This window comes from Devosia sp., assembly GCF_017307495.1.
Taxonomy (GTDB): domain Bacteria; phylum Pseudomonadota; class Alphaproteobacteria; order Rhizobiales; family Devosiaceae; genus Devosia_A.
This window is the reverse complement of record NZ_JAFKHE010000006.1, coordinates 1-17,965: the sequence shown is the minus strand read 5'-3', so window position 1 is coordinate 17,965 and position 17,965 is coordinate 1. Positions and strand designations below refer to the sequence as shown.

The window sequence follows — 17,965 nt, the reverse complement described above, 5'->3', positions numbered from 1 at the left end:
GACCGGGCGCCCCTGGGACAACAGCACGTCGACCTGGCGCAGCTTCGCGACGATCTCTTCAGGCTTGTGCTTCTTCTGCGGCATAATGGGCATCCTCCAAGGCTCGAAAGCCTACTTCAGGGAGGGCCACTTTTCAGGGGGCAGGCCAGTGCGTTCGGTCAGGAGCCGGGCGGCCATCTCGTGCAATGTGATGTCCCGCCGCTTCTCGATCAGTCCGACAATGAAGGCTTCATGCGCGTCAAGGCTTGAGCCGCGTCGTCGCCCTTGCGGGCGGGCCGTCCGCTCGCCCGCCTTGGCTCGGGCAACCCATCGGATCGCGGTCGAAACCCCGATGCCGAACCGGGACGCTGCCTGCCGCGCTGACAGGCCGTTCGTCGAAGCCTTCAGAACACGAATGCGAAGATCGTCACTCAGAGCTCGCGCCATTCTTCACCTCCTTCAACATGGAGGTTGAATCAGCCCGAACCGAGCTCGTCACATCACAATCGATTCAACGTTCCGCGGAAACGCTCTAGTTGGCTTATCGGGTTTTGCGGAGCTGTTCTTGAAGCGGAAGCTGTCGTTTTCGGTTTAGATGATGTGGCAGTGATGCGTTAGCCGGTCGAGCAATGCGGTGGTCATCTTGGCATCGCCGAAGACGGTGGCCCATTCGGAGAAGCTGAGATTGGTGGTGATGACGACGCTGGTGCGCTCGTAGATACGCTGCATCGCCCCGCGCCGGTCGTCACATCAGTTAGAAGGCGTCTCAGTTCAGCAGGCCGATGCGGTCGACATCACGTCTCCTGGCGCCTGCGAGGGGTAGACTTCTTGCCGCCATCACCAAGCCGACTCGGTTGCGGACCATCAATTTCTGCATCAGCAGAGACATATAATTTTTGATCGTCTTCTCGCTGAGGTTCATCTGATTGGCGATCTCGCGATTTGTCCTACTTTCTAGCAATAGTGAAATAATCTGCTCTTCGCGGAGGCTCAGTTTTATTCCTGATACTTTGGGGTTGGCCAGTTCCGAGATGACCTTCGTAGAGAATCCTTTTGAGATGTAAGTATCTCCTGCCATAGCGGCATCAATTGCTTCCGTCACGCTTCCAAGCGGGCTTCCCTTCAGCACATAACCCGTCGCCCCAGCCTGCAGTGCATCGATCGCATGGTTAATGTCGGACGATGCAGTAAAGGCGATGATCTTCGTTTCTGGAGAAATTTTCCGGATTTGCGCTATGCAATCAAAAGCATTTCCGGGCATATTAAGGTCTATTACCAGTATATTTGGCTTGCGCTCGAGTGCGATTTTGATTGCATCGGCGCAACAACTGCCGGTCGCAATGACCTTATACCTCGGACGGCGCAAAAATATCGCCCGAATACCTTCTAGCAAGGTCGGATGATCGTCGACAAAGGCGACCGAAACGCTGAGCATCACACAACTCCCAGCTTAGATGCTAAGCTTAACCTATTTGTCCGCAATTACAAATGGCGTCGTAAATGCTTGGTTAATCAGGGAATTGCATATGCACCTTAACGCTTTCGCCGGAGAGCGATCGATGACAAGCGACGTCTTGAACCGCTCCTGTCTGCTTCTCGATATGCTAGGCGAGGCATAACGCCACCTTTTCCTGCCCCCTTCGAGACGACGAAGCGCAAATTTCACGGCCGAAAGAGACGCATCGCCACGGATATCGGATCACTCCCGCTAGGCTCACAGCCCGCCATGGTCGAGCGGCAAGGATACCCGCACATCGGTGCCCTTTTCCGTCCTCACGATATTCAGCCGCCCCCCGAAGGCCTGAACGCGATTACGAATGCCGCGATGGCCGAGCTTGGTATGGGACGCCAGCGCTCCCGGCTGCACGACCGCCTGTGCGCCCTGATCGCTGATCCGCAGCTCGAGGGCATTGTCCCGCACAGCCGCCGCAACCTGTTGTCCGACCCCGCCAGCGTGCCGAAAGGCGTTCGTCAGCGATTCCTGGATGATCCGATAGACGCAGATCTTCATGGCAGACGGCAAGGTCGGCGGAAGGACTCCGAGATCGAGCTCGACCTGCGTCGCCGTCGCGCCCTCGTGCCTGTCGCGCGCCAGTTCGATCAGTTGACGCAGCGACAGTTCGTCGAGTTCCGGCAAGACGAGGCCGGTCGAAAGATGCCGCAACTCGTCGATGGAATCGCCCAGCGCGGACCTGGCCTCGTCGAGATATCGCGAGAGCGAGCCTTTGCTCTGCCGCTTGTCGCTCCAGATCTCCGCGATCTCGTCGATCCGGAGGCGCGTCAATGTCAGGGCCTGGATCGGCCCATCGTGAATGTCGGAGCCGATGCGCCCGAGCAGTTCCTCGTTGGCTTCGTTGGCTTCGAGCCGGAGCCGCTCGTTCTGGTAGGCCATGTGCTGCGCATCGGCGATGCGCTCTCTCAGCTCGGCGCGCTGCAGAGCGATCGTGAGGCTGCCGCGCCGGACGATCAGGTAAAGGAATGCGAGCATCAGCAAGGTCGTCAAGCAGACGATGATCCAGGTCTCTCTCCGGCTGGATCGCAGCTGAGCATCGAGGTCGCTCGCGTCCTCGTAGATTTCGCCGACGGCGATAGCGAACTTCGTCCCCTTCTTGTAGAGCGGCGAATAGATCTCGATCAGGGCCTTGCCGAGGCTCTGCTCATAGGCGCTTTCCGCGCTGATCATGTCCTTGAACTCGGCGACGATCTGGCCGCTCGCCGCCTTTGCGACATCCGTCGAGACGAAATGCTGTCCGATGATGTTCTTCGCCATGTTGGTGTAGATGACCGTCCCGTCGGGCCGCCAGATTTTCACCGACACGATGCGTTTTGCCACGGTCTCGTCCGCAAATATCCGATCGAGGCGCTGCTGGGTTGCGAGGGGCATGCTGCCGTCCGGAAGCAGGTTCTGCACCTCCGCCTCGAGAATGCTCACCATTAGGTCGGAGCCGCCCTGGCCGGACGTCGCCAGCACGCTGCGGGTGATTCTATGGGTGACCCATGTCCCCAGCACAGCCATCGAAACGCAAAGAACAACGGCCGCAGCGGCAAGAAACTGCGTCGATAGGCTATACCGATCCCGCCAGCTCATAAGACATTAGGTCCGTTATCAAGGGTGCCAAAAGTCCCGGAATCGAATTCGACCAACGTTACGAAGATTGCCTGACTTCCTCACACTGACAACGCCCCAACGCGGTCGGCACAATACGTCGATCTGAAACGGTGCCGAGCGACCCCCAGGTCGCTCAGGAGTCTTGGGGAGAGGAAAATGGCTGTCAAACTCAATCAGCATGACCTGGAATTCATCCTCAAGCAGATCAAGATCGCTGAGGCCCATGTCGCGGGAACGCCGTTGACGCAGCTAGTCGATCAACCGCACCTGCCCTATGGGCTGCGGACCGTCGACGGCACCTACAACAATCTGATTCCGGGCCGCGAGACCTGGGGCGCCTCCGACCAGCCGATGCCGCGGATGTTCGACCCGCGCTGGTCGAACGAGAACGACGAGACCGGCATCGACATCAACGGGCCGTCTGTTCCCGGTGGCGACGTCACGAACACCGATTACGAAGCACCCGGCCATGTGGTCGACAGCGATCCCCGCACCATCAGCAACCTCGTCGTCGACCAGACGCTGAACAATCCCGCAGCGATCGTGGCGGCGCTCCGCTTCGCCGAATATGACGGACAGCTTCTCGACACACCGACCGTGCCCGGCGCGCTGACGCTGATCAATGGCCTCTACCAGACCTATCTGAGCGACGCCGCGGTTGCCGGTGCGACTGCGATCGCAGCGCTTCCTTCTGGTGCCACGGCAGCGGACAAGAAGGCTGCGGCGGCAGCCGCCGCCGAGCCGCTCAAGACGGCGCTGCAAAACACGCTGCTCGCCGACTACGGCCTCGAGATGGACGGCGACAACCTCGTTGTCCCAAACGTGGCGCCCGACGAAGGTCTATCGGCACCGTTCAACGGTTGGATGACCTTCTTCGGCCAGTTCTTCGACCACGGGCTCGATCTCATCCACAAGGGCGACAACGGCACGGTCTGGGTGCCGCTGGCCGCTGACGACCCGCTCAGGACCCATGGGCCCGACGGGATCGCAGGCAGCGGCGACGAGGTGCCGGACAGCCGGGCCTTCATGGCGATCACGCGCCTCACTCCGGTGAAGGAGCCGGGCGCCGACGGCATCCTCGGCACGCCCGACGACGTCACCACTCAGGAGGCGCGCAACAAGACCACGCCCTTCGTCGACCAGAACCAGACCTATACCTCGCATCCCTCGCACCAGGTCTTCCTGCGCGAATATCAGATGGTCGACGGCAAGCCCGTGGCGACGGGGCATCTGCTCGACGGCGCCAATGGCGGCCTCGCCAGCTGGGGCGACGTCAAGACGCAGGCGCTAGAGAAACTCGGCATCGTGCTGAGCGATATCGACATCCTGGGCGTGCCACTGCTGCGCACCGACCCGTATGGCGAGTTTATCCGCGGGCCGGACGGCTTCCCGCAGGTCGTCTACAATATCGGCCCGGACCTGATCCCGAACACCGCCGACGACCTGACCGTCAGCGCCTCGCCGGGCAATCCGATCGTGCTCGCCAGCATCAATGGCGGCCGCGGCCCCGTCCGCACCTCGCATCAGTTCCTCGACGACATCGCCCACAACGCCAATCCGGTCGGCACCGTCAACGGTCTGCCTGCGATCCTGCAGCCCGACATCAACACGGAGACCGATCCACTCGGCAATCCGATCCCGATCGAAGGAGGCGTTGCCGTCTATGACAATGAGCTGCTCGACCGCCACTTCATCACCGGCGATGGTCGCGGCAACGAGAATATCGGCCTGACCGCCGTCCACCACGTCTTCCATTCCGAGCACAACCGGCAGGTCGAGGACGTCAAGAAGCAGGTGCTCGAGATCGCAGCGAGCGGCCGGGCGGAAGACATCGCCTTCCTGAACGAATGGCTGCTGGTGGACGTCGCAGCGCTTCCTGCCGACCTCAGCACCCTGTCCTGGGACGGCGAGCGCCTGTTTCAGACTGCGCGCTTCGCGACCGAGATGCAGTATCAGCACCTCGTCTTCGAAGAATTCGGCCGCAAGGTCCAGCCGAACATCGACGTTTTCGTCTTCAACACGACCACCGACGTGAACCCGGCGATCTTCGCCGAATTCGCCCATACGGTGTACCGCTTCGGCCATTCGATGCTGACCGAGCACCTGAAGCTGCTTCCGCTGAATGCGAGCGGGCAGCCGGTCGATGCCAACGGCAACCCGCTCGCCAATGCCAATGGCTGGGCGGGCGTCGATGTCGGGCTGATTGAAGCCTTCCTCAATCCGATCATGTACGATCAGAACGGTGCGATCTCGGCCGAGCAGGCGGCGGGCGCGATCGTGCGCGGCATGACCTATGTCCGCGGCAGCGCCATCGACGAGTTCGTGGTCGAGTCGCTGCGCAACAACCTGCTCGGCCTGCCGCTGGACCTTCCGGCCATCAACATCGCCCGCGGCCGCGATGCGGGTGTGCCTTCACTAAACGAGGCGCGGGCGCAGCTTTACGCCGCGAGCAACTCGACCTGGCTCAAGCCATATGACAGCTGGGGGGATTTCGGCGCCAACCTGAAGACGCCGGCCTCGATCATCAATTTCATCGCGGCCTATGGCCGGCATGAGACGATCCTCAACGCAGACACGCTAGCCGAGAAGCGCGACGCGGCCATGGCGATCGTCTTCGGCGTCGCTACGGGCACCGCCACCACGGTTCCGGCCGACCGGCTCGATTTCCTCAACGGGGTCGGTGCTTGGAGCGCGGCGTCCAGCGGCCTCAACGACGTCGATCTCTGGATCGGCGGTCTCGCCGAGAAGCTCATGCCGTTCGGCGGCATGCTCGGCTCAACCTTCAACGCCGTGTTCGAACTGCAGATGGAGAACCTGCAGGAAGGCGACCGGTTCTACTACCTGTCCCGTACCCAGGGGCTCAACCTGCTCAACGAGCTCGAGAACAATGCGTTCTCCAAGCTCATCATGGCCAACACCGATCTCACCCAGCCCGGCGCGGACGGCATCCGCGGAACCGCGGACGACATCATCACCCATCACATCGGCGTCGACTCCTTCGCGCGATATGACGGCGTGCTCGAGGTCGACATCGCCAAGCAGATCGCACTCGACCCAGAGGGCGACGACCCCTTCATGAACGCGATCCGCGCCAAGGTGCAGCGCGACGATCCCAGCACCGCGGGAGCGGATTCGAACTATCTGCGCTTTACCGGCGGCGAGCATATGGTCATGGGCGGCACGTCCGGGGCCGACACGATCATCGGCGGCGACGGCGACGACGGCATCTGGGGTGGAGCGGGCGACGACCGCATCGAGGCCGGTCACGGCGTCGATCTCGTCGTGGCCGGAGCCGGCGACGACATCATCACGGACACCGGCGACACCGGGGACTTCCTCAAGGGCGAGGATGGCGACGACATCATCGCCAACTCCAACGGCCTCGACGTGCTGATGGGCGGCGACGGCAAGGACGTCTTCCTGGTCGGCGTCGATGCCACCGAAGTCTTCGGCGGCGAAGGCGACGACTTCATGCTCGGCGGCCTCGACCACGACTTCCTGCTCGGCAACGAGGGCGACGACTGGATGGAGGGCGGCGACGGCTTCGACGTCCTCAACGGCGACAATTCCGAGCTGTTCTTCAACTCGACGATTCTCGGCCACGACGTGCTGATCGCCGGCGAAAACGAGAACGATTTCGACGCCGAATCCGGCGATGACATCATGGTCCAGGGCGAAAGCGTCATGCGCAACGAGGGCATGTTCGGCTTCGACTGGGCGATCTACAAGGGCAGCCGCATCGCCGCGGATGCCGACATGCGCATCCCGTTCTTCACCACGGTCGCGGCGGACATCCTGCGCGACCGCTTCGACCAGACCGAGGCGATTTCGGGCTGGGACCATAACGACATCATCCGCGGCGACGATCGCGGCAGCGACGAGGAGATCGAGCTCGAGCTGAGCATGGTCAACCATGAGCTCAGCCAGGCGGGCGTCAACCGCATCGACGGCCTGCGCGAATTGCTGGATCTGGCCGAGTACACTCCGGCGAGCCCGGACGAAGACCTCGAGAAGGTCACTGCCTGGACCGGTGGGAACGTGCTGATCGGCGGCGATGGTGGCGACCTCCTCGAAGGCCGCGGCGGCAACGACTTCATCCATGGCGACGCCTGGCTGAATGTCCGCATCCGCATCACCGGAAACGGCCAGGAAAACACGGCCGCCAACGAGATCGCGACCGTCGACACGCTCAAGCATGTCTTCGCCGCGGGGCAGGTCGACAGCGCCGGCGAGGCGATCCCGGTGTCGTGGCACGGCAAATCGCTGAGCGAACTGCTGATATCGCGCGAGATCAGGCCCAACCAGCTGCATATCGTCCGCGAGATCAAATACGACGAGAACCCGAGCAACGATACCGATACAGCCATCTTCGCGGGCAACAGGGACTGGTACGAAATCACCCATGTCGGCGACAAGACATTCGTCGCCCGGCGTGAAATGGAAGAAGTCGATCCGCAGATCGACGAAGGCGTCGATGCGCTCGTCGGCATCGAGCGGATCCTCTTCGCCGACGGGATCTATACGATCCGCCAGACCGGCAACCACGACCCTACGGGGCGCCTGACGGTTTCCGGCCTTCCGGCGACGGAAGGCGAGCCGCTGACGGTCGACGCCTCCGCCATTCGCGATGCCAACAATCCCGACGGTACCGTGCCGAGCGGCGCGATCACCTATCGCTGGCAGATCGAGCGGAACGACGGCACCGGCGATTACATCAACATCCCCAACGCTTCCGGAAGTAGCTTTACGCCGAGCGAGGAGCATGTCGGCCTGCGCATTCGCGTGCTGGGCACCTACACCGATGGCGGCGGCGTGCTGGAGGTCGTGACCTCCCAGCCGACCGACCCGGTCGGCAATGTCGACGGCGACCCGACGGGCGCGGTCCTGATCAGCGACATGTCGCCCACCGAAGACCAGCCTCTCACGGCGACCGCCGCCTTCAGCGACCCCGACGGCATCACCGATGCCTTCGAGGAGAACCTGCTGGTCTATCAGTGGGAGTATTCCGCCGACGGCATCACCTGGACCAGCGTGCCGGCCGCGGATGGCGGCAATGCACGGACCTTCGTGCCCGGGCCCGAACTGGTCGGCATGCGTCTGCGCATGCGCATCGACTATGTCGACGATGGCGGCAATGCCGAGCAGGTCATCTCGGCGGTGACCGAGATCGTCGGCAACCTCATCGTCTCCAATGATCCGGTGATCAACGGGACCATCGGCGGTGATGGCCAGGGCGGCACGACCGCGGGCGACGACATCGTGCAGGGCGGTGTCGGCGCCAACCAGATCAGCGGCGGGGCGGGCAACGACATCCTGCTCGGAGCTGCCGGCGTAGACGTGCTCGCCGGCGATGCAGGCAACGACACCCTCAACGGCGGCGCCGACGGCGATACGGTCAATGGCGGGGCCGGCAATGACACCATCATCTATGGCAATGGCGAAGGTGCCGACGACATCGATGGCGGCGACGGCGCCGATACGCTGAGGATCGTCGAAGGCTCGTTCGGGGTAGACGACATCGTGACGGTCGCGCTGGCCGCCGGGATCATCAGCTCGGTCAACAGCAGCACCACCGTCGCCAATGTCGAGGCGGCCGAGCTTCATCTCGATGGTGGCAACGACACGCTCACCTACCAGACCAGCCAGAACGTGTCGGTCAACCTGCTCTCCGGCGCGGCGACGGGCTTCTCCTTCTTGCGCGGTGTCGAGAACGTGACGGCGGGCAGCGGCAACGACACCCTGCTTGGCAATGGCGTTTCCAACCGGCTCGACGGCGGCGACGGCAATGACGATATCCGCGGTGGCTTCGGCGACGACGCGCTGCAGGGAGGGGCCGGCAACGACAACCTCTATGGCGAGGAGGGCGACGACCTTCTCGAAGGTGGTGCCGGCAATGACCGCATCGACGGGGGCGCCGGCAATGACACCGCCTCCTACGCGTCCGCTGCCGCGGCCGTGACGGTCTCGCTCTCCGGCACGCCGACACGGGCGAGCTTCGAGGAACAAGACACGGTGGGCGCCGGCCGCGACCGGTTGATCGGTATCGAGAACCTGATCGGCAGCGCCCACAACGATACGCTCTCCGGCGACGGCAATGCCAATCTCATCGACGGTGGCGCAGGTGCCGACACGATGGATGGCGGCGTGGGCGACGATACTTATATCGTCGACAATGCCGGCGACGTCATCAACGATACCAGCGGCTTCGACACGGTCCGCACCGCTCTCGCCGGCTATATGCTCGATGGCGATGTCGAGAACCTGGTCCTGACCGGCAATGCCGCGATCGGCGGCATCGGCAACACCCTCGACAACGAGATCACCGGAAACTCCGCCAACAACACGCTGAACGGCGCCGGCGGCACGGATACGGTGGTCCTGCAAGGCACGGTAGCCGACCACGCCTTCGCTCTCGCCGGGGGCGGTATCACGGTGACGAGTGCCGCCGGCGGTACGGATACGCTCGTCGGCATCGAGCGCGCCAAGATCGGCAGCGCGAGCTATCTCATCGTCCCCGGCACCAACGGCGGCAATAGCGGCGCCGGGGCGGTCATCGGCGGCAGCGAGGCCGAGTTGCTGCTCGGCTTCAACGGCGCCGACGAACTCCACGGCAATGGCGGCGACGACGTCCTGATCGGCGGCGCGGGCGTGGACCAGATGTTCGGTGGCGCCGGCAACGACATCTACTGGGTGCAGCAGGGCGGCGACCTGGTGACGGAAGTCGCCGGCGAAGGGAGTGATACGATCTACACCAATGTCAGCCGCAACCTGACCAATGCGGCCCAGGTCGTCGGAGAGGTCGAGAACGTCGTGCTCGTCGGTGCGACCGGAACCGAAGGGCTCAATGCGGTCGGCAATGCGTTGAACAACGAGTTGATCGGCAATGCCGGCAACAACACGCTGAATGGCGGCACCGGCAATGACAGGCTGGTCGGCAATGCCGGCAACGACACGCTCAACGGCGGCGCCGATGACGACATCCTGGATGGCGGCGCCGGCAATGACACGCTGATCGGCGGGACCGGAACCGACAGGGCCGTGTATGCTGGTAGGGTCGGCGACTATGCGTTCGGCCTTGAGGCCGGAGGTCTGGCGACCATCACGCACCTCGCCACCGGTAGCATCGACACGCTCTCGGCTATCGAGAAGATCCAGTTCGGCGATGGGCCGGTTCTCGACGTCGTGACCGGGGTTGCCGGGATCCCGACCGGCCCGGCGATCCTGTTCGGCACCAGCGGCGCCGATACGCTAGTGGGCGGGCCGGGGGCGGATGTGATCATCGGCGGCGCCGGCGACGACATCCTCAACGGCAGCGATGTCGGCGACGGCGACAACAATGCGACGCCGGGCAGCCCCGATGACGATACCTTCATCTGGTACGTCGGGGACGGCTCGGACACGATAAATGGCGGCCTCGAGGGCGCCAATGGCGACCTCTTCCAGGTCATCGGCAATGCCGAGGCTGAGACCTATCGCATCTACACCTATGACGAGGCGGTGGCTCGCATCGGCTTTGCCGGCAGCGACGAGGCGGAGATCGTCGTCACGCGCCAGACGGCAACGGGCGCGGAGACGATCATCGCCGAGCTCACGGAGATCGAGGAGATCGTCGTCAACGGTGCCGGTGTCGGCGGTAATGGCACGGCCGGGGGCGACGCCTTCGAGATGTACGGCGACTTCTCGGTCACGACCAGCTTGCGGCCGAGCACGATCACGCTGCTGGGCACGAATGGGGACGATACCATCGACATTGCCTCGTTGCGCTCGGCCCACCGCATCGTGTTCAAGACCGGTGGCGGCAACGACACGATCATCGGCACCTTGCGGCCGCAGGACGTGATTGAACTGCCGGACGGCAGCACGATCGCCGACTATGCAGTCACGATCGACGAGGAGACCGGGCTGACGAAGCTGGCGGGCGACGGCCATTCCCTCACTTTCGTCGCGCCTCACGGCATGCCCGATTTCGTCGCGAATTACCCTGGGAATGACCAGGATGACGACGATGACGATCCTGTCGGCCCAGGCGACGAGGATGATGACGACGACGATCCGGCCTGCGGCTGCGACGATGGGGACGATGACGAGGATGACGACGGCCCAGGCACACCGGCGCCCAATCCAAATCCCACGACAGGCGGTGCGCCGCGGACGGGCACCGCAGCTGCCGATGTCCTGACCGGTACGGCGGACGCCGACAATCTTATCGGCCTCGGCGGCGATGACACGCTGACCGGCCATGGCGGAGCCGATGCGATCTCGGCCGGCGACGGTGCCGACTTCGTCGATGCGGGCGAGGGCCGCGACATGGTCTTCGCCGGTGCGGGCGACGATCAGGTCTTCGGCGGTGGCGACGCCGACATGCTTTATGGCGAAGCCGGCAACGACCGGATCTTTGGCGGCGCTGACAACGACCTGATCGATGCCGGATCAGGCAACGACATCGTCGTGGCCGGAGCCGGAGCCGACCTCTTCATCGGCGCGGCTGGGGATGGTGACGACACCTATTTCGGTGACGAAATCGATGGCGGCGTCGGCTCGGACACGCTCGATTTCTCGGCGATCACAGCCAATCTCACCGTCGATCTCGGCAATGGCCTGCTCGGGCGCGGCAGCGCGGCGAGCAGCCAGAGCGGCAGTGACACGCTGTGGAGCATCGAGAATGTCAGCACCGGCTCGGGCAACGACACGATCACGGCCAGCAACGCCGTGAACGTGATCGAGGGCGGCTCCGGCAACGACACCTTCCGCTTCCTCAGCACGACAGGCGCGGATGGCGACACCATCCTCGACTTCCAGCCTGGCGATCGGCTCGACCTCAGTGCGATCGACGCCAATGCCGGTCAGGCCGGCAACCAGAGCTTCACCCTGGTGAATGGCGGAGGCTTCACCGCCTCGGCTCAGCTCTCGGTCACCTACGAGACGAGGGCGGACGGCGAGTACACGATCGTCAAGGGCAGCGTCGATGCGGCGACGGATGCCGAGTTCCAGATCAGCCTGAAGGGCAGTCACAACCTGACCGCCAACAGCTTCATCGTCTGATCGAACCGGCGGTGGGCGGGCCGGTGGCCCGCCCGATCCTTCTCCATTAGCAGTTCACCGGGGGCCCATGATGGCACCGTCCAAGACGCTCTCCAGCGCCCGCAAGCGCGACGCCGCCCGGCTCACCCGCGGCCTGCGCGGCATCGTGTTCTTCCTGTTCGCGGTCTCGGGCCTGATCAACCTGCTGGCGCTGACCGGTTCCTTCTACATGATGCAGGTCTATGACCGGGCGCTGACCAGCGGCAGCATCCAGACCCTCGTCGCGCTCTCGACGCTCGCCATCGGTCTCTATCTCTTCCAGGGCTGCTTCGACGTCATCCGCTCGCAGGTGCTGGTGCGGGTCGGCGCGCGCTTCGACCAGGAGATCGCACCGGTCGCGCACCGCGTCACCGTCGACATGCCGCGCCTGGGTTTCTCGACGTCCGAAGCAATGGAGCGCGGCCGCGACGTCGACACGGTTCGCAGCTTCTTGAGCGGGCAAGGGCCGGGCGCGCTGTTCGACCTGCCGTGGATCCCGCTCTATCTCGCCTTCGTTTATTTCCTGCATCCGTGGCTCGGCGGGCTGACCCTGGCCGGCGCGGTCCTCCTGACCCTGCTGACCCTGCTCAGCGAAGTGATGGTCCGCCGCATCAACAATGACACAAGACAGGCGGCCATCGCGCGCGGCGCCATCGCAGACAGCAACGCCCGGAACGCAGAGGTGCTGAAAGCGATGGGTTTCGCGCCGCGCGCCGTCGAGCGCTTCGACGAGGTCAATCGCGAGCATCTCCTGCTGCAGACCCGGTCCAGCGATCTCGGTGGCACCTTCGGCGCGGTCTCACGCGTGCTGCGCATGGTGCTGCAATCGGCGATCCTGGGGCTCGGCGCCTACCTCACCATCAAGGGCGAGCTTTCAGCCGGCGCGATCATCGCCGCCTCGGTCGCCTCCGCGCGCGCACTAGCGCCGGTCGACCAGGCTATCGCCAACTGGAAGCCTTTCGTCGCGGCGCGCATGGCCTTCCAGCGCCTGCGCGAAACCATGACTGCGCTGAGCAAAGCGGTCGAGCCGATGGAACTGCCGGCACCCCACCGCTCGCTGAAGGTCGACAAGATCACGGTCGCGGCGCCCGGCAGCGGCCAGGTCCTGCTGAGCGAGGCGAGCTTCGACGTCCAGGCCGGCAGAGCCGTCGGCATCATCGGTCCGAGCGGCGGCGGCAAGACGACGCTGGTGCGGGCGCTCACCGGCATCTGGCCGGTCCTGCGTGGCGCGGTCCGCATCGACGAGGCCGAGCTGGAGCAATGGCCGGAAGAGACGATCGGCCGCCATCTCGGCTATCTGCCGCAGGAGGTCGCGCTGCTCGACGCCACCGTCGAGGAGAACATCTCGCGGCTGGCCGAGCGGGCCGATCCGGCCAAGGTCGTCGAGGCGGCGATGGTAGCCGGCATCCACGAGTTGATCCTGCGTCTGCCCCAGGGCTACACGACCCAGCTCGGCCCGCAGGGGACCGCGCTTTCAGCCGGGCAACGCCAGCGCATCGGGCTCGCCCGCGCGCTCTACGGCAACCCCTTCCTACTCGTCATGGATGAGCCGAACTCCAATCTCGACAGCGAGGGTGAGACGGCGCTGACGGCGGCGATCGAGCAGGTTAAGGCACGTGGCGGCATCGTCGTCATCGTCGCCCACCGCCCGAGCGCGCTCCAGGCGGTGGACGATATCGGCCTGATCCAGGCGGGCAAGCTCGTCGCCTTCGGTCCGCGCGACAAAATCCTCCCGCCGACCCAGCCGCGTGCCGCAGCGAGCGCTCCCAACTCTGCTGCCGCCGAACGCGTTGCGGCCATGCCGCGCGCCGTCGGCTTCGGCGAGCAGCCGACCATCCTGCAAGGGGGAGTCCCGGCATGATCTCGATCAAGGCCAAAAGGCCAGAGGAGCCGCCGGCTCCCGATGCCGCGCAGCTCTACCACAAATTGCAAACCGATGCGCTGCCGGCCTCCCGCTGGCCCCGCATTCTCGCGCTCGCTCTCACCGCGGTGGCGCTCTATCTCAAAAGCCTCGTCCCAGGACAGGCTAGCACCGATGCGGCCCCCGCGCAGGCGGACGCCGGTGCCGGCGAATCCGCCGGCAAACCGGCCCTGGCCGAGAGCGGCGAAACGCCACCGACATCGGGCGAAGAGGTCGACGAGACCGGTTCGGTGGAGGCTCCCGCCGACAAGGCGATCGGATCGGGCGGACCCGCGCTCGGCGTTCCCGGCCTACCGGACTTCCTCAACATCGAGTCCCGGCTGATCGACTACGATCAACTGCCCCTGCCGCGCTATCCCTCGCCGATCATCGATGCCGGCCCCGGCTTCTCCGCAAACAACGACAATGGCGGTCGCGACCTTTCCTTTAGCGCCATCATCGGCGCCGGTTCGGCCTCTCCTCGGGACGGAATGAAGCTTGTGCCGGGTTCGGCCGGAACGGCATCCGAGCCAGCTCCCGAAGGCCCTCGTTCGGTCACGCCCCCAGGCTCGTCCTCAGCCGAGCCGGCAGTGCCGGGGCCGGCGCCGAAACCAGGCGACGACGACGGCGGCGATGGCGCGCCGCCTTCAGAAGAATCGCGCAATCGCGCACCGCGCCTGACGGGGCACATCCAGCTGGCGGATATCGGCGGCTGCCAGACCCTCCTGATCGCCAGTCTCGCCTTGCTCGCGGGTGCGACGGACGCCGATGCCGACCCGCTCTCCATCGCAGGACTGCGCGTTTCCCATGGCCAGCTCACCGCCAGCGAAGGCGGCTGGGTCTTCAAGCCGCCGGCCGATTGGTTCGGCACGGTGACGCTGAGCTACTGGGTCAGCGACGGCGACGCCTCCGTGCAGCAGACGGCAACGTTGCGCGTGCTCGAATTCCTCGAGGTTACCGGCACGGCCGGCGACGACCTGCTGCTCGGCAGCGACTGTGCGGACCGGATCGAGGGGCTCGGCGGCGACGAACTGATCGACGCACGCGGCGGCAGCGACATCGTGGTCGGCGGCGCCGGCAACGACCACATCTTCGGCGGCGCCGGTCACGACACGATCGATGCCGGGGCTGGTGACGACATCGCCTTCGGCGGCGCAGGCAACGACTTCATCCATGGTGGCGCTGGCAATGACAGCCTCCATGGCGGTGACGGCAACGATACCATCTATGGCGGTGCCGGCCGTGACGTGATCACCGGGGGCGAGGGCGACGACGTCATCGATGCCGGCGAAGGCGACGACGTGATCGATGGCGGCTCCGGCGACAACGTCATCGATGCCGGAGCAGGCGACGACACCATTACGGCGGGCGATGGCGACAACACCGTGCTCGCCGGAGACGGCTGCGATCAGGTGATCTTGGGCGGTGGTGACGATATCGTGAAGGCTGGCGCGGGCGATGACAAGGTCGTCACCGGAGACGGGAGCGACCGTCTCTTCGGCGAAGGCGGCAACGATCTGCTGCAGGGCAAAAGTGGCAAGGATGTGCTCGACGGTGGCCCGGGGGAGGATCGGGTCGAGGGCGGGCCGGATGACGACGTCCTCGTGGCGACCAGTGATGCGACCTCCGATTGCTATGATGGCGGCGAAGGGCAAGACACGCTCGACCTCTCCCACACTGAGAAGGGCGTCACCGTCGATCTGAAACGCGGCACCGCGGTCGGCATCGAGATCGGCTCCGACACAGTGATCGATTTCGAGACAATCCTCGGCGGCGAGGGCGACGACTGCCTGATCGTCGGCGAGAAGGCCACGACGCTGAAAGGTGGCGGGGGCAACGATCGCTTCGTCTTCGCGGTGGACGACGAAGCGGAGACGGAAGAGCTGGTGCACAAGATCCTTGATCTTGAGGCCGGTGATCGCATCGTCGTCAAGCAGTATGAAATCGGCCTGCGCCGCGACGGTGATGATGATGACCGCGGTGATGTCGAAGTCGATCGCTTCAGCAAGATATATAGCGACGACAATGACGATCGCCCCTTCCGCTTCCGCATTGAGAAGATTGGTGAGGAGGAATGCACCTATATCGACGTCTATTTCGAGAGAGGGGAAGAGAAGGACTTCTCGATCGAGGTCTACGGCAACCAGAAATTCTATTGCTTTTGAAGTAAAAAGGCCGGTATCCGGCGAGGGATGGTGCCGATGAACGCCCATAACTACGACTTCTCGCCCGCCTGCGGCAAGACCGGCAGGCGAGCTCCGGAAAACCGCACGAGCTTCGCGCTGCGGAGCCATGTCCTCGTCGGCTCAACTCTGGCGCTTCTGCTCGTGCTCGGCTTCGGCGGGTGGGCCGCGTCGGCAGGGCTCAATGGCGCCGTCGTCACCCAGGGGGCGGTCAAGATCGACCAGAACCTTAAGGAAGTGCAGCATCGCGACGGTGGCATCGTCCAGGCGATCGCGGTGCGCCAGGGCGACTATGTCGAGGAAGGCCAGATCCTGATCCGCCTCGACGATGTCCAGACCCGCGCCGAGCTCTCGATCATCCGCTCGCAGCTCGCCGAGAACCTCGGCCGCCAGGCGAGGCTTCTCGCCGAGCGCGACAACCTGCCGAATGTGACCTACTTCCCCGAGATTGCGAAACTCTCCGATGAAGGGAGCCGCATCATCGAGGGTGAGACCCGGCTTTTCGCCGGCAACAAGGCCAATCGCGACAGCCGCAAGGAGCAGCTCGAGATTTCGATCGTGCAATCCGGCGAGGAAATCCGTGGCCTGGAAGCACGCCAGACCGCCAAGGCCGAGGAACTTCGCCTGGTCGATCTCGAGCGAAACAAATATCTGAGCCTCTATCAGAAGGGCTTCATCGACGGGGTGAAGGTCTTCAACATCAACCGCGAATGGGCCAGGCTCCTTGGAGAGCGCGGCGAAATCGACGCGACGCTTGCTCGCGCCAAGCTGCGTATCGGCGATGCCCGCCTGCAGATCATCGCGATCGACGACACCGCGCGAACCGAGGCGCAGCGCGAATTGCGGCTCGTGGAAGCCAAGCTCTCGGAGTTGTCAGAGCGCCGCGTCGCCAATGAGGACAGACTTGCGCGCATGGAAATCCGCGCGCCGGTCGCCGGGATCGTCAACGAACTGACGATCTACACCGTTGGCGGGGTTATCACGCCGGCGGCACGCCTGGCGACCGTCGTCCCGACGGGAGCGAAGCTGACCGTGGAGGCCAGAATCGCCCCGGCCGACATCGATCAGGTCAAGGTTGGGCAACCCGCCCGGCTGCGCTTCTCAGCCTTCAACCGCAACACTACCCCAGAAGTGCCCGGCAAGGTCCGCCATGTCTCGCCCGCTACGACGAAGGATCCGGCTACGGATGCGAGCTACTACACCTGCGAAGTCGAGATAGAGGGTGACTCAGCGGTGCTCGGCGCCCGCAAACTCCTGCCGGGCATGCCTGTCGAGGTGATGATCACAACCGAAGAGCGGTCCGCCCTCTCCTTTCTCACCAAACCGTTTATGGACCACGCAAGCAGGATGTTCCGTGAACGCTGATAACTCAAGCCATGGTCTGGTTCTGTGTTTGCTTTAAGATTTAAAAGGCGATATCGCAGTGTATGAGCGCTTTTTGAGGATTGGTTATCGTTGCTATGATGAAATTTATGTTCACATTTTGAGACAATATATTAAAGTAATTTATTAATAATATTTATATATTAATGTAAATTTGTACTATTAGTTAGTTTAATTGAGTGGTATCTTGATTGTAGGATGCCTGGCCCGCCCCCGTTAGGTGGCCCGGTTCTAATCTAGTGCATGGTGGGCTTGGCGGCCACGGTTGAGATGGCCGGCGAAGCGGGTTGGGTTTGCGCAGCCGGCCAGACCACAGCGACCGGTGCTGGCGGCTTGTAGCCGAGCGAGGAG

Annotated in this window: 6 protein-coding genes and 2 pseudogenes; 4 read left to right on the top strand and 4 right to left on the bottom strand. The window is 63.9% G+C overall.

The features are described 5' to 3' along the window. Nucleotides 1-150: 150 nt before the first annotated feature. The 4 genes and pseudogenes from J0I99_RS00190 to J0I99_RS00175 form a co-directional block, all read right to left on the bottom strand. A pseudogene (locus J0I99_RS00190) lies at nucleotides 151-426 on the bottom strand (helix-turn-helix domain-containing protein); the annotation flags it as partial. 147 nt (nucleotides 427-573) lie between these two features. Continuing rightward, nucleotides 574-702 (bottom strand): annotated as a pseudogene (locus J0I99_RS00185) (ATP-binding protein); the annotation flags it as partial. Between the two features lie 43 nt (nucleotides 703-745). Beyond that, a complete protein-coding gene (locus J0I99_RS00180; RefSeq protein ID WP_291395055.1) occupies nucleotides 746-1,414 on the bottom strand; it encodes a response regulator transcription factor in 669 nt (222 codons plus the stop codon). Between the two features lie 279 nt (nucleotides 1,415-1,693). Continuing rightward, complete coding sequence (locus J0I99_RS00175; RefSeq protein ID WP_291395053.1) at nucleotides 1,694-3,067, bottom strand: ATP-binding protein; 1,374 nt, start codon at nucleotides 3,065-3,067, stop codon at nucleotides 1,694-1,696. Between the two features lie 177 nt (nucleotides 3,068-3,244). On the opposite strand from J0I99_RS00175, the gene J0I99_RS00170 reads away from it, so the two are divergent. The 4 genes from J0I99_RS00170 to J0I99_RS00155 all read left to right on the top strand — a co-directional run bounded on the left by J0I99_RS00170 (nucleotide 3,245) and on the right by J0I99_RS00155 (nucleotide 17,596). After that, the gene (locus J0I99_RS00170) at nucleotides 3,245-12,130 is read left to right on the top strand and encodes a peroxidase family protein (protein ID WP_291395051.1); all 8,886 of its coding nucleotides are present in this window, start codon (nucleotides 3,245-3,247) and stop codon (nucleotides 12,128-12,130) included. A gap of 70 nt (nucleotides 12,131-12,200) precedes the next feature. Further along, complete coding sequence (locus tag J0I99_RS00165; protein WP_291395050.1) at nucleotides 12,201-14,009, top strand: type I secretion system permease/ATPase; 1,809 nt, start codon at nucleotides 12,201-12,203, stop codon at nucleotides 14,007-14,009. Further along, entirely contained in the window at nucleotides 14,006-16,213 is a 2,208-nt protein-coding gene (locus tag J0I99_RS00160; RefSeq protein WP_291395049.1) for a cadherin-like domain-containing protein, read from the top strand. The genes J0I99_RS00165 and J0I99_RS00160 overlap by 4 nt, the downstream gene beginning before the upstream one ends. A 36-nt stretch (nucleotides 16,214-16,249) precedes the next feature. Next, nucleotides 16,250-17,596 (top strand): HlyD family type I secretion periplasmic adaptor subunit, encoded by a 1,347-nt coding sequence (locus J0I99_RS00155; RefSeq protein ID WP_291395047.1) that lies wholly within the window; start codon nucleotides 16,250-16,252, stop codon nucleotides 17,594-17,596. The last annotated feature ends 369 nt before the right edge of the window (nucleotides 17,597-17,965 follow it).

Coding starts and splice junctions, on each gene's coding strand:
- J0I99_RS00180 (WP_291395055.1), bottom strand. CDS start 1,414: ATGCTCAGCGTTTCGGTCGCCTTTGTCGACGATCATCCGACCTTGCTA.
- J0I99_RS00175 (WP_291395053.1), bottom strand. CDS start 3,067: ATGAGCTGGCGGGATCGGTATAGCCTATCGACGCAGTTTCTTGCCGCT.
- J0I99_RS00170 (WP_291395051.1), top strand. CDS start 3,245: ATGGCTGTCAAACTCAATCAGCATGACCTGGAATTCATCCTCAAGCAG.
- J0I99_RS00165 (WP_291395050.1), top strand. CDS start 12,201: ATGGCACCGTCCAAGACGCTCTCCAGCGCCCGCAAGCGCGACGCCGCC.
- J0I99_RS00160 (WP_291395049.1), top strand. CDS start 14,006: ATGATCTCGATCAAGGCCAAAAGGCCAGAGGAGCCGCCGGCTCCCGAT.
- J0I99_RS00155 (WP_291395047.1), top strand. CDS start 16,250: ATGAACGCCCATAACTACGACTTCTCGCCCGCCTGCGGCAAGACCGGC.